At 59.2% G+C, this 12,740-nt stretch carries 10 protein-coding genes; 3 read left to right on the top strand and 7 right to left on the bottom strand.

All coding sequences use genetic code 11. The annotated features are described in order from the left end of the window. Nucleotides 1-17 precede the first annotated feature (17 nt). Nucleotides 18-944, top strand: coding sequence for a dTDP-4-dehydrorhamnose reductase (rfbD, locus tag ACQKIK_RS06440; RefSeq protein WP_499135252.1), 927 nt, complete (start codon nucleotides 18-20; stop codon nucleotides 942-944). Nucleotides 945-1,078: 134 nt separating this feature from the next. Further along, on the top strand, nucleotides 1,079-1,978 hold the full coding sequence (locus ACQKIK_RS06435; RefSeq protein ID WP_499135251.1) for an AEC family transporter: 900 nt from the start codon (nucleotides 1,079-1,081) through the stop codon (nucleotides 1,976-1,978). A 9-nt stretch (nucleotides 1,979-1,987) separates the two neighbouring features. On the opposite strand, the gene ACQKIK_RS06430 is transcribed toward ACQKIK_RS06435, so the two are convergent. Both ACQKIK_RS06430 and ACQKIK_RS06425 read right to left on the bottom strand, forming a co-directional pair. Further along, nucleotides 1,988-2,734 carry a VC0807 family protein gene (locus tag ACQKIK_RS06430; RefSeq protein WP_045431606.1) on the bottom strand — a complete coding sequence of 249 codons (747 nt, stop codon included), beginning with the start codon at nucleotides 2,732-2,734 and terminating at the stop codon, nucleotides 1,988-1,990. An 88-nt stretch (nucleotides 2,735-2,822) separates the two neighbouring features. Next, complete coding sequence (locus ACQKIK_RS06425) at nucleotides 2,823-3,773, bottom strand: lysylphosphatidylglycerol synthase transmembrane domain-containing protein (RefSeq protein WP_046164264.1); 951 nt, start codon at nucleotides 3,771-3,773, stop codon at nucleotides 2,823-2,825. 322 nt (nucleotides 3,774-4,095) lie between these two features. Here ACQKIK_RS06425 and ACQKIK_RS06420 point away from each other — a divergent pair, with 322 nt between their 5' ends. Then, nucleotides 4,096-5,229: a cytochrome P450 gene (locus ACQKIK_RS06420; RefSeq protein ID WP_499135249.1), complete on the top strand. Its 1,134-nt coding sequence runs from the start codon at nucleotides 4,096-4,098 to the stop codon at nucleotides 5,227-5,229. Between the two features lie 13 nt (nucleotides 5,230-5,242). Here the strand turns inward: ACQKIK_RS06420 and ACQKIK_RS06415 are convergent, their stop codons facing one another. The 5 genes from ACQKIK_RS06415 to dusB all read right to left on the bottom strand — a co-directional run bounded on the left by ACQKIK_RS06415 (nucleotide 5,243) and on the right by dusB (nucleotide 12,552). Beyond that, nucleotides 5,243-8,041: a hybrid sensor histidine kinase/response regulator gene (locus ACQKIK_RS06415; protein ID WP_499135248.1), complete on the bottom strand. Its 2,799-nt coding sequence runs from the start codon at nucleotides 8,039-8,041 to the stop codon at nucleotides 5,243-5,245. Nucleotides 8,042-8,156: 115 nt separating this feature from the next. Beyond that, nucleotides 8,157-9,446, bottom strand: a complete 1,290-nt coding sequence (gene purD, locus ACQKIK_RS06410; RefSeq protein ID WP_499135246.1) for a phosphoribosylamine--glycine ligase — start codon at nucleotides 9,444-9,446, stop codon at nucleotides 8,157-8,159. A gap of 87 nt (nucleotides 9,447-9,533) precedes the next feature. Then, complete coding sequence (gene purH, locus ACQKIK_RS06405; protein ID WP_499135244.1) at nucleotides 9,534-11,138, bottom strand: bifunctional phosphoribosylaminoimidazolecarboxamide formyltransferase/IMP cyclohydrolase; 1,605 nt, start codon at nucleotides 11,136-11,138, stop codon at nucleotides 9,534-9,536. A gap of 83 nt (nucleotides 11,139-11,221) precedes the next feature. Then, nucleotides 11,222-11,542 carry a DNA-binding transcriptional regulator Fis gene (fis, locus tag ACQKIK_RS06400; RefSeq protein WP_021208373.1) on the bottom strand — a complete coding sequence of 107 codons (321 nt, stop codon included), beginning with the start codon at nucleotides 11,540-11,542 and terminating at the stop codon, nucleotides 11,222-11,224. Next, nucleotides 11,539-12,552, bottom strand: a complete 1,014-nt coding sequence (dusB, locus tag ACQKIK_RS06395; RefSeq protein WP_499135241.1) for a tRNA dihydrouridine synthase DusB — start codon at nucleotides 12,550-12,552, stop codon at nucleotides 11,539-11,541. Before dusB ends, fis begins: the two co-directional genes overlap by 4 nt. Nucleotides 12,553-12,740 lie beyond the last annotated feature (188 nt).

Genomic DNA, 12,740 nt, shown 5'->3' with positions numbered 1-12,740 from the left:
AACGAGGCGCTAACCAGATGCGAATCCTAGTATGCGGAGCCGGTGGCCAGGTCGGTCACGAATTGATAAACCGTGCCAGCGGGTACGGTCTCGAAGCGCTCGGCATGACTCGCGACAATCTTGACATCACGGACGCGGGGCAGGTGGCTGATCTGGTTAGCCGGCTCAAGCCGGGGCTCATCATCAATGCGGCCGCTTACACGCATGTCGACAACGCCGAGACGCACAGTGAGAGGGCCTATAGCGTAAACCGCGACGGTGCAGAACGGCTGGCGCAAGCGGCTCGTCAAGCCTCCATTCCTCTGCTGCACATCTCCACTGATTATGTGTTTTCCGGAAATGCTCAAGCGCCTTATGGAGAGGAAGATGAAGTCGCGCCAACCGGTGTTTATGGTGCTAGCAAGCTGGCGGGTGAAGCGGCCATTCAAGCCGTGCTGGACGAGCATCTTATTTTGAGGACCAGCTGGGTCTATGGGGTGCATGGCCACAATTTCGTGAAAACCATGCTACGCCTTGGCTGCCAGCGCGACGCCCTATCGGTGGTTGCCGATCAGTATGGCTGCCCCACTCAGGCTGGTAGCATTGCCGATGCGTTGCTGGAACTGGCGCAGCGTTATGCCCAGAACGGCGTTTTGGCGTGGGGCCTCTACCATTACAGTGGGCGCTCCCCGTGTACCTGGTTCGATTTCGCCGTGGAAGTTTTCCGTCAGGCGGAAGCCAAGGGCATGCTTGCTACCCGCCCCAAGGTATCGCCTATTAGCACCGCTCAATACCCCACCCCCGCGCGCCGACCGGCTTGGTCGGTACTCGATTGCTCGAAGTTCGAGACGACCTTTGGCATCGAAACCCACGACTGGCATGACGACCTTTCCATTGTGCTCGATGCGCTCGCCGAGGCCGCAGCTGTTGCAGCCGCGGGTGTCGCGCAGCACACCCAGGCCTGAGCGCCTAGCGTGGCGATATCTACGCTGGGGCGCATCGGCCTAGGCGTGATGTGGTGATCTGACGCGAGACTCGGGTATTCTGCGCGGTCTTTTGCGGGGCGACATGAAGTCGCAACGATTGCTGGAGAAGCCGCGTGGTGGTGTTTCAGGCAATATTGCCGATCTTCGGCTTGATCATGCTCGGCTACCTGTTGGGCTGGCGTGGCTGGCTGGCGGGGGAGGCGGCAGCTGGGCTCGCCAATATCACCTTCAAATTGTTCATGCCGGCAGTCTTGTTCACCGGCATTGCCCGTGCGCAGCTTAGCGACGGGATGTCAGTGACACTGTTATTGGCCTATTTCGGGCCGGTACTCACCGTTTTCGTGGTGGTGGCGCTGATTGTTCACCGTCTGCTCGGGCGAGCGTCGCCCCTAGGCTTGACCGCGGCCTACTCGAATAACGTGTTGGTCGGGATCCCTCTGGTGACCACGTTGCTCGGGCCGGCGAGCCTGGTGTACGTGTTCGCCATTCTGGTGTTTCACAGCCTGGTCCTGTTCTCGCTACAAAGCTTTTACAACGCGTTTGGCTCGGGACAAAAGGTCAATGCCGTGGCGTTGCTGAAGAATTTGGCCAACCCGCTCATTGTTGGCCTGTTGCTCGGTGCGTTGTTGAACATATCCGGCTGGGACCTGCCGCTGCCGATCTGGCGTGTCGCTGATTGGCTCGCCCAGGCTGCGTTGCCTTGTGCGCTGATGGTGCTGGGCATCAGTCTGTCGCGTTATCGGTTGCGGCCTAGCGCCACGGCTCTCGGGCTGACGCTGGTGAAGCTAGCTCTGTTTCCGCTGCTGGTCTGGTATATCGGCAGATGGTTGCCGGGCCTCAGTCATGACGCCTTGAGCGTGTTGGTATTGCTGGCCGCGTGCCCGAGCGGTGTCAACGTGCTGGCCTTCGTGGTCAATCAGGAAGACACCCGCGCAGTCAGTTCGACGGTGTTTCTCTCGACACTTTTGGCGGTGATCAGCCTGCCGCTGTGGATGCTGCTACTGTCGGCCTGACTGCGTTGGTCAGGTCTGCTTGTCGGTACGCGCATGGTTGGCGACGATGTCTTCCAGGCGCAGGCCGGTCAGGCCGTGGATGGTCTTCCAGAGGTAGTAGAAGATCGCCATCATCATCACCATGCTCGGTATTGCAATCATCGGATAGCTGAGCAATGTCATACGGCCGAGTTCTGCGTTGAATGCCTCGCTACCGGCGGGGCTATTGACGATCCATTTGGCTAGTACGTAGTTCATGAACGACGAAAAGAAGAAGGTGACGCTGAGAAAGTAGGTCGCGCGCAGCAATCGCGTCTCGAAGTGAGCGGTTTGCCCGTTGCGCTCAAGTTGCTCATGGACCTTGTCGACGTTCAGCACCTTGGGGTTGTAGAGCAAGGTGCGAATCAACGGAAAACGTGTGCGGGTCGAGGCCAGTACGGCGACACCAATGATGCCGGGAATTGCCGCTTCCTTGATCGCCAGCCATTTCGGATCGAGCTGCAGCAAGCCGATGCCGCCGGTAAGCAGCACGCTGACCAGGCCCAGCAGGGCTATCCAATTGAACTTGCGGTATTTCACCAGCTCGAACAACCCCCAGCCGAGTGGGAAGGCCAGCGCCAGCAAAAGTGCGCCATCCGCGCCGAGGCGGTCTTCGCCGCTGAGTTTCATCAGGATCAGCGATGGGATGACGATGCTGATGGCCAGGTCCATTAAAGGGCGTGGCTTGTGCGCGGCCGGTTGCTCGGAGCTGGGTCGGTTAGTGCGGGTATTGGTCATGTGATTCGATTTCGTCTCGTAAGAGGGCGAATGATCGCGCGGCAAAGCGCGCATAGCCATAGGGCAATGGTGTCGTTTCGTGACTCGCTCAGCGCCTCGCAGGGCCGGCGCGTCGCCGCAGCGACCACTGTCCCGCTTCAAACAACGCGACTACCAAGATTGCCAGGGCAAGCGGCAGAAGCAGGTAGAAACCCCTGAATACGATTAGCGCGGCTAGCACATCAGCCGTAGGCAGCTCCGGCATGGCGGCCAGGAAAGTCACTTCGAGCACCCCAAGTCCACCGGGTGCGTGTGACAACAACGCCAGCGAGAATGAGGCAAGGAATACGCCGAGCACCACCAGATAGCCGGGATTGCCTGTCTCGGGCAGCGCAAAATAGATGATTGCCGCGGCACATGCGAGCTCCAGCGGCGCAGCAATCAGCTGCCTCCCGACAATAGGCAGCCGCGGGTAAGTGATTCGCCATTTGCCTAGCTGCATTGGCGGAAAATGTCGCCAGGCGCCGATCACGTAAAGCCCGACAAGGCATAGCAGCGAAACGCCTATTGCAATCGACAGCCATGGCTCGGCATCGACGAGTCTGTTGAGCAATTCCGGTCTGCAGATCAACACGATGCCGCTGGCCGACAGCGTACCAAGTAGAAAGGTTAACGAGCAGAACACGATCAGTACGCCGATCTCATGAGGCGTCAGTCCTTTGCTGCGGTATGCACGGTAACGCACGACTGCACCAGAAAATACGGACGCGCCAACGTTATGGGCGAGGGCGTAGGTAGTGAACGAGCAGAGCGTGATGAACCACCATGATATGTGCTTACCCAGGTGGGCTATGGCGATTCGGTCGTACCAGGCCAATGCAAAGTAGGCTCCCAGCGTTGCCAGTCCGGCCAGCATCCAATTACGGGCGCTGATCGCGGCGAGGCTGTCCGTCAGTTCGGCCAGTGAAAGATCACGTATTTCCTGATAGAGCAGATAACCGGACAGCACTACCGCCGTGATACCCACAAGGGTCCAGGCGACATCGCTCCTCTTCATCATTGCGTGGGCTCCTTGGCGACGGCTCATGCCTCGAAGCGAAGGTTCGGACAATGGGTAATGCTACGTCGCTGAATAATTCGGCCGGTCTTTTATCGGCAGCGGACCGGGCGTTTTGTTCATTGTTGGACGAAAGGTACCTAACTGGGGCACCCCTGTACCGCGGTGGAGTCCATCGTGGAGCAACTACAAAGGTGTGCTCATGCCAGATATTCCCCGCGTTTCCCAGGCAGAAAGCTCGCTTTCGTTACTTGGCGAAGGCTATTCATTTATCCCCAGTCGCTGCCACAGGCTTGGAACAGATATTTTCCAGGTTCGGCTGCTTATGCAGAACACTATCTGCATGAGTGGTAAAGAAGCGGCGAAGCTGTTCTATGACGAGCGGCTTTTCCAGCGTCAGCGCGCAGCGCCGCGCATGTTGCAGAAAACACTGTTCGGTGAGGGTGGTGTGCAGGGCTTGGATGACGAAGCCCACCGGCATCGAAAGGCATTGTTCATGTCGCTGCTATCCGACGAGGCCGTGGTAGAGCTGGTCCGTGTGAGCGAGGCCTATTGGCAAGCGGCCATCGAGACGTGGCAACACCGTGATCGCCTGGTTCTGATGACTGAGGTACAGACGATCCTTACCCGTACCGTATGCGAGTGGGCTGGCGTGCCGCTCGCCGAAGACGAAGTGACTCAACGTCGTGACCAGTTGGCCGCCATGATTGACGGCGCGGGTGGCATTGGGGCCCGTCATTGGCATGCCCGACGAGCCCGCAAAGAAGCCGAGACCTGGATGGTCGAGCTGATCAGGCAATGGCGAGCTGGGGCGTTGAAGGTCGATAAGGACCGGCCCCTGGCGGTTATCGCCCGGCATCGCGATATAGATGGGGCTTTGCTGAACGAGCGAGTGGCGGCGGTCGAAATGCTTAATCTGTTGCGCCCCACCGTCGCGGTAGCACGCTTTGTAATCTTTGCCGCTGTGGAACTGCTGGCTCACCCCCAGTGGCGGCAGCGCCTGCAGCAAGAGGATTCGGCGTTGGAGCCTTTCGCTCAGGAAGTTCGCCGGTTGTATGCCTTCTTCCCGTTTACAGCCGCTCGGGTGCGAAAGGATTTCGAGTGGAGGGGCTTTTTCTTTCCGAAGGGCACGCGAGTCTTGCTGGATATCTACGGTACCAATCGCGATGCCAGGCTCTGGGAGGAGCCCGAAGCGTTTCGGCCCGAACGTTTTGCGACCTGGGATGGAAGTGCCTTTAACTTCATTACTCAAGGCGGCGGCGACGCTGCGACGGGCCATCGTTGTCCAGGGGAACCACTGGCAATTGCTTTGCTGGTGAATGCCCTGCGGATGCTGACTCGGCGCATGAGCTATGCGGTGCCGGCCCAAGACCTTGAGATCAAAGCGTCTCGGATGCCTGCCCAACCTGAAAGCCTGCTGATCATCAGCGATGTTAGGTATGTGCCGCCAACCCGCTAGGCATGACCAAAGCCTAGCGATCCGCCGTGGCTGCTCGGGTCCGGGCCCAGTGCTCGATCAGCTCGCGTAGCTGGGACATTTCGACTGGTTTGGCCATGTGCCCATCCATCCCGGCTTCGCGGGCGCGCTCTCGGTGCTCGCTGAGAATATGCGCAGTCAGCGCCACCACCGGTGTCCGCGGCCTGGCCTCGGAGGTTTCCCAAGCGCGTAGCTGTGCGGTTGCCTCGAAGCCGTCCATCACCGGCATCTCACAGTCCATGAGCACCAGGTCGTAGGGGTGCGTTTTGATCAGTGCAAGCGCCTCCGCTCCATTGCTGGCGGTATCCGGTTTGAGGTTGAGTTTGCTCAGCATGCCGCGGATGACTTTGGTGGATATGCTGTTGTCCTCTGCGACCAAGATGCGAAAATCGTCAGGCACCGTAAGCGGTGCGTTGGCTTGGGTCACCGAGGACTGCGTGATCGCGCTGGTGCGGCGAGCAAGCTCGTCCGCTAAGGTGGTTTTCAGTGTGTAGCCGGCGACGGGTTTAGCCAGGATGCGTTTGATGCCAGCGTTGCGTGCAATGATCTTGCTCGGCGCGCTGCTCATGCCGGTCAGCATAATCAACAGGATGTCGTGGTTAAGGCTGAAGTCTTCCTTGATTCTACTGGCCAGCTGCATGCCCGTCATACCGGGCATGTCCTGATCAAGCAAAACCACGTCGAAATAGTCGCGTAGGTGCGCCTTGGTTCGCAGCAGCGCCAACGCCTCTTTGCCTGAGGCAACCGCACTGACCTCCATGCCCCAGCTGCTGCACTGTTGGCCGAGCACTTTTCGGCAGGTATCGTTGTCATCCACCACCAGCAGCCGGGCGCCTTTGAGCTGATTGTCGAGATCGCTGGCGGGTTCGGCGATCTCGGCCGACAGTGGCAAACTCATCCACAGCGTGTTACCGGCGATGCCGCCGGTCTGAATGCCGAACTCGCCATCCATTAGGTGTATCAGCTGTCGAGCGATGATCAGGCCGAGGCGGCCACCATGGCGCGTCGCGGCGAGAAAGTCGCGGCTATCCAACGCAGCGTTGAGCAGAGCATCCCGCTCCTCTGTTTCCAGCGGTCTTCCACTGTCCTGCACGGTGATGCGCAGGCGGGGCTGGCCCTCGCGGTCGTCCACCGCTGCGGTCAGTAACACCTCGCCTTCTTCGGTTTGCTTGAAGGCGTTCTCGAGCAGATTCAACAATGCCTGGCGCAAGCGAGTCGGGTCCCCGGCAACCACATGCGGCATCTGAGGCTGGACAAAGCTGATCAGCTCGACTCGCTGCTGTTCGGCCTTGGCGCGGAAAATACTGAGGCAATCTTCGATCAGGGCGTTGAGATCAAACTGTACGTCGTCCAGTTCGATCTGTCCGGACTCCAGCTTGGAAATGTCCAGTATCTCGTTGATCAAATTGAGCAACTCGTTACCGGAGCTGTGAATGGTCTGGACGTAGTCACGTTGTTTGGCTGATAGCGAGGTGCTGAGTAGCAGTTCACTCATGCCAAGCACACCGTTCATCGGAGTACGAATCTCGTGGCTGATCTTTGCCAGGAAGTCCGCTTTGGTCCGCAATTCCGCGCTATTAACGGCTTCGGCTGTATGTTGATTGCGGTTGTCCGACTGAATTTGTCGCTGCCGCTCGAGCAGCGCGAAGCTGAGGATCAACCCAGAGCAGGTAGCCACGCTGAACATGATCCCGGTCAGCCAATCCGGGTCGAATTGATTGAAGCCCAGCAGAACGGGCAGGACGAGGACGAAACCGCCATCGAACAACAGCATGCCAGCAACCAGCAATCGGGCGGGTTCGTAGCGCTGCCGCCAATGATGAATTGCCACGACGGTAACGGTGGCGGCGGTGCCGAGCACCAGCGCATATATCAACCAGCTGAACCAGAGATGGCCGGTGAACAGTATGGTTGCTCCGAGTGCGCTGACGAGGCCTGCTTCCAGCGCTAGCACCCCGGTTATCCAGGGAACCTTGCGGTTATGGAAGAAGCCGTATGTGAAGGCTAGCAAGGAAATACAGGTCAGCAATGCGGCCATATCGGCGATCAGCGGCTGGCTATAGATCAGCTTCGGCGACCAGACTGCAAGCAGACCCAGATTCGCGATCGCAGAGGTCAGGAGGGCGCTGTGTAGCAAGGCAAGCCATACATGGCTGTAGCTCAAGGTGTAGGCAAAGCGCAGTAGGTTGTAGATGGTCAGTAGGGCCAGGGCACCAAACAATGCACCAAATAGGTAAGCCGGTTGCGCCAGCCCGACAAGCCCTATCTCATCCACGGTGCTGAACCAGGCCATGATCGGGTGGGACGATTGCAGGCGGATGTAGGCCTCGCGAGGCGTGTCGTCATTGGGAAGCGAAAACAGATATGCACGAGTAGGCAGGGGGCGCGACTCGAGAGGCCTGAGCTCGCCTGTTTGAATATGGCGTTCCAGTTGGCCATCGCGCAGCAAGTAAAAATCGAGGTATTGCACGCGTGGCGCGAAGATCCACAACCAGTTCGGATCGACGAACGCCGGAAGGGTCACCTGCAACCAGACGGCGTTTTCACTGGCGGGTGCGGCATAGGCATGTTTGTCGATTCGCTGGAACAGGCTGCGCTGAGCCAGAACCTCGTCAAGGGTGAGTAGACCGGATTGGTCGATGAGCAAACGCCAGTTGGGCTCTGTCGCCGTTAGAGCCTCGGGCGATACGGGAAGGGGAGCCGGCTCGCTAATGGCGGCGAATGCAGGCCATGCGACCAGCGCAGCCAACAACAGACTGAAGGTAAAAGCAATGGCGACCCAGAGTCGACGCACGATTGAAGTCCCTTCATGTGTGTGACGGTGGATTATAACCACCGTACTGGCGCTCAGTGATGCGCGCAACGACCAATAGGAGCTGCCGTCGCGCACATTGCCGCGAATTTCGCGCTTAGCTTCCGCCCTGCTCACGTGCAATTGCACGATAACCGATGTCATGGCGGTAAAAATGCCCGTCCCACTCAATGCGAGCGGCCAGTGCATAAGCATTTTGCTGAGCTGCGGAGACCGTATCGCCAAGGGCTGTAGCGCAGAGCACGCGGCCGCCTGCAGTGGTCACCGCTCCGTCCACCAATACGGTCCCGGCATGGAACACCTTTCCCTCCAGTTGAGCAGCAGCGTCCAGGCCGCGGATCGCGGCGCCTTTACTGTAGTCACCGGGATAGCCTCCCGCAGCCAGTACTACGCCCAGGCTCGGGCGCGGATCCCACTGCGCTTCGATCTTGTTCAGCGCCTTGGCCAAAGCTGCTTCGACCAGCAGCACCAGGCTCGACTGCAGGCGCAGCATGATCGGCTGTGTTTCCGGATCGCCAAAGCGGCAATTGAATTCGATGACTTTGGGCGCGCCGTTGCGGTCGATCATCAAGCCGGCGTAGAGGAAGCCGGTATAGACGTTGCCCTCGGCAGCCATGCCTTTAACGGTCGGCCAGATCACCTCGTCCATCACACGTTGATGGACGTCAGCGGTCACCACCGGCGCCGGAGAATAAGCGCCCATTCCACCCGTGTTTGGGCCGGTGTCGCCATCGCCGACACGCTTATGGTCCTGGCTGGTGGCCATTGGCAACACATTGGTGCCATCGACCATGACGATGAAGCTGGCTTCCTCGCCGTCGAGAAATTCTTCGATCACTACCCGTGCGCCAGCATCACCGAATGCGTTGCCGGAGAGCATGTCGCGCACGGCTTCTTCCGCTTCGGCCAGGGTCATGGCGACGATCACGCCTTTACCGGCCGCCAGGCCATCGGCCTTGATCACAATCGGCGCGCCTTTTTCTTGCAGATAGGCAAGTGCCGGTTGGACTTCGGTGAAATTCTGGTAGTCGGCGGTAGGAATGTTGTGACGGGCAAGGAAGTCTTTGGTGAACGCCTTGGACCCTTCCAGTTGTGCTGCAGCAGCGGTTGGGCCGAAGCAGTCGAGCCCGCGCGAACGGAACAGATCGACGACACCTTTGACCAGTGGCGCCTCGGGACCAACGATGGTGAGCTGCACGTTCTGCTCGGCGAAGTCTGCCAGTTGTTCGATGGCGAGTACGTCGATCGCGACGTTTTCACACTTCGCTTCAGTTGCCGTACCAGCATTGCCAGGCGCGACGAAAACTTTCTCTACGCGTGGATCCTGCGCGACCTTCCAGGCCAGGGCGTGCTCGCGGCCGCCGCTGCCGATGATTAAAACGTTCATACTCAAGTCTCTCGTCTGAGAGCAGGAAGCCGAAGCAGGAAGCAGGAAGCAGTAGGCTTCAGTCTTCCAGCTTCAGACTTCGAGCTTTTAGTGCCTGAAATGGCGCATGCCGGTGAACACCATGGCAATGCCGGCTTCGTCTGCAGCAGCAATCACCTCGGCGTCGCGCATCGAACCACCTGGCTGGATTACCGCGGTAATACCGGCTTTGGCGGCGTTATCGATGCCATCCCGGAACGGGAAAAACGCATCGCTGGCCATCACCGCACCGGGCACCTGCAGGCCGGCATGCTCGGCCTTGATCGCTGCGATCCGTGCGGAGTTGACCCGGCTCATTTGTCCGGCACCGACCCCGACTGTCTGCCGATTCTTGGCGTAGACGATGGCATTGGACTTGACGAACTTGGCTACTTTCCAGGCGAAAATCAGGTCGTGGATTTCCTGTTCGGTCGGGGCGCGCTGAGTGACGACCTTCAGGTCGGCTTCGCTGATCATCCCAATGTCGCGGCTCTGTACCAAAAGACCACCGTTGACGCGCTTGAAGTCCCAGCCCGGTGCACGATCAGCCGGCCACTGGCCGCATTCGAGCAGGCGTACGTTGGCTTTGCTTGCGACCACTTGGCGGGCTTCGGCCGATATGCTTGGTGCAATGATCACCTCGACGAACTGCCGTTCGACGATGGCTTTTGCCGTTTCGCCATCCAGCTCCCGGTTGAAGGCAATGATGCCGCCGAATGCCGACTCGCTGTCGGTCGCATAAGCCAGTTCATAGGCCTGACGGATGCCGCCCTCAGCATCCGGAACGACGGCGACGCCGCACGGGTTCGCGTGTTTGACGATTACGCAGGCTGGCTTGACGAAGCTCTTCACGCACTCAAGCGCCGCGTCGGTATCGGCGACGTTGTTGAACGACAATTCCTTGCCCTGCAGCTGGCGGGCAGTGGCGACGCAGGCTTCGTCAGCGGTCTCGACGTAGAAGGCCGCAATCTGATGGGGGTTCTCACCGTAGCGCATGTCCTGCGCCTTGACGAACTGGGTGGTGAACGTCCGCGGAAGCAGGCTGCGTCCCTCAGTCGACAGCGTCTCAGTACTCTGGTCGACGGTCCCCAGGTAATTCGCGATCATGCCGTCATAGGAGGCGGTGTGTTCGAAGGCCTTGAGCGCCAGGTCGAAACGCTGTGCATAGGTCAGGCCGCCGTTTTTCAGGTTGTCGATGACCTGAGCGTAATCGTCGACGTTGACGACGATGGCGACGTCCTTATGGTTCTTAGCGGCGCTGCGGACCATGGTTGGACCACCGATGTCGATGTTCTCGATGGCGTCCGGCAGCGTACAGCCAGGCTTGGCGACGGTAGCGGCGAAGGGATACAGGTTGACTGCGACCAGGTCGATCGGGTTGATGCCATGCTCGGCCATGACTGCGCCATCCATGTCACGGCGGCCAAGGATGCCGCCGTGAATCTTTGGATGCAGTGTCTTGACCCGACCGTCCATCATCTCCGGATAGCCGGTGTAGTCGGCTACTTCGACGGCGGCGATGTCGTTGTCGCGCAGCAGCTTAAAGGTGCCGCCGGTGGACAGGACCTCGACGCCCAGAGTGACGAGTGCGCGGGCAAAATCAACGACGCCGGTCTTGTCGGACACGCTGATCAGCGCGCGGCGGACGGGAAGGCGGGTGCTTTGGTCGGTCATGGACATTTCCTAAGAGCTACAGGCTGCAAGCGGATAGCTCTTTGGAAGACGGCTTGCACCGTTCCATCGGAGCTCACCGCTAATCAGAGAAGGTCGTACTGCTTGAGTTTCTTACGCAAGGTGCCACGGTTCAGGCCCAACAACTCCGAGGCCTTGGTCTGGTTGCCCTTGACGTAATTCATCACGGTTTCCAGCAGTGGGGCTTCCACCTCGGAAAGCACCAGGTTGTAAACGTCCGTAACGTCCGCGCCTTCTAGGTGCGCGAAATAGTTATGCAACGCCTTCTCCACACTGCCTCGCAAGGTCTGACCTGCTTCGCTCGGCGTATTAAGGTGTTGCTTGAGGTTCACGTTGTCGCTCACGGATGTTGTTCCAGTTAACAAGGTTTCGTTCAACAGCGTCATGCAGCCACCCCTTTTCCTTCCCCCGAATCAGGGCGTGTACGGCGTTCGGCGAAAAATCCCCGAACGCTGGCGCATTGCGCATCCCTGTCTTCCAAACCGTTGAACCGGCCGCGGTATTCCTGCGCGCCGGGTAGTGTTGCCAGGTACCAACTGACGTGCTTACGGGCGATACGTACACCCATCACATCGCCGTAGAACGCATGCAGTGCCTCGAGATGCTGCAGCAGAATACCCTCGATCTCACCCAGCGTCGGAGGTGCCATCAGCTCGCCTGTCGCGAGGTAATGGTTTATCTCACGAAAGATCCACGGCTTACCCTGCGCGGCCCGGCCAATGAGCAGGCCGTCCGCACCCGTCGTGTCGAGTACCTGGCGGGCTTTTTCTGGTGTATCGATGTCGCCATTGGCAAATACCGGTATCGAGACGGCCTGCTTGATCGCCGCGACGGTCTCGTATTCCGCGTCACCTGTGTAGAGATCGGCACGCGTGCGGCCATGAACGGCCAGCGCGGCGATCCCGGATTGCTCGGCAATTCTCGCCACCGCGAGCCCGTTCTTGTTCTGCCTGTCCCACCCCGTACGAATTTTCAGGGTCACTGGCACATCAACCGCAGCGACCACAGCCTCGAGTATTTCCGAGACCAGCTTTTCATCTTTCATCAACGCCGAGCCGGCGGCCTTGTTGCACACTTTCTTGGCTGGGCAACCCATGTTGATGTCAATAATCTGCGCGCCCAGTTCGACATTGCGAGCGGCCGCTTCGGCCAGCATTTGTGGGTCGCCGCCGGCGATCTGCACTGAGCGCGGTTCTGGATCCCCGTCGTGCAGCAAGCGCAGGCGCGATTTGCGGCTGTTCCACAGGCGCAAATCGCTGGTCACCATTTCTGACACCACCATGCCAGCGCCCAGACGTCGGCATAACTGGCGGAACGGCTGATCGGTCACGCCGGCCATGGGCGCGAGGATCAATCGATTCGGAAGGATATAGGGGCCGATGCGTACCGCTGACATGAAGATTCCCTGCTTGGAGCCTGCTTGTTAGGTCGATCGGGACAGCAAAAAAGGGTGTGCATAATACCCGCTACGGATGACGGGTTAAAGGCTGTTCTGAACAAAATCTGAACAGCTCCGAGCTTATAACCAGCAGTAGCATGCCGCCCCGAAAAAGGGGGGCGGCAGAGGCCGCTTATCGTCTCAGG

It is taken from the genome of Pseudomonas sp. NPDC047961 (assembly GCF_050272435.1).
Classification (GTDB): Bacteria; Pseudomonadota; Gammaproteobacteria; order Pseudomonadales; family Pseudomonadaceae; genus Stutzerimonas.
The sequence above is the reverse complement of the archived record's forward strand: the minus strand, read 5'-3'. Positions and strand labels throughout refer to the sequence as shown.

What these genes read in the sequence shown, in the direction of transcription:
- rfbD (WP_499135252.1), top strand. Translation starts at nt 18, where the DNA reads ATGCGAATCCTAGTATGCGGAGCCGGTGGCCAGGTCGGTCACGAATTG.
- ACQKIK_RS06430 (WP_045431606.1), bottom strand. Translation starts at nt 2,734, where the DNA reads ATGACCAATACCCGCACTAACCGACCCAGCTCCGAGCAACCGGCCGCG.
- ACQKIK_RS06425 (WP_046164264.1), bottom strand. Translation starts at nt 3,773, where the DNA reads ATGATGAAGAGGAGCGATGTCGCCTGGACCCTTGTGGGTATCACGGCG.
- ACQKIK_RS06420 (WP_499135249.1), top strand. Translation starts at nt 4,096, where the DNA reads ATGCAGAACACTATCTGCATGAGTGGTAAAGAAGCGGCGAAGCTGTTC.
- purD (WP_499135246.1), bottom strand. Translation starts at nt 9,446, where the DNA reads ATGAACGTTTTAATCATCGGCAGCGGCGGCCGCGAGCACGCCCTGGCC.
- purH (WP_499135244.1), bottom strand. Translation starts at nt 11,138, where the DNA reads ATGACCGACCAAAGCACCCGCCTTCCCGTCCGCCGCGCGCTGATCAGC.
- fis (WP_021208373.1), bottom strand. Translation starts at nt 11,542, where the DNA reads ATGACGCTGTTGAACGAAACCTTGTTAACTGGAACAACATCCGTGAGC.
- dusB (WP_499135241.1), bottom strand. Translation starts at nt 12,552, where the DNA reads ATGTCAGCGGTACGCATCGGCCCCTATATCCTTCCGAATCGATTGATC.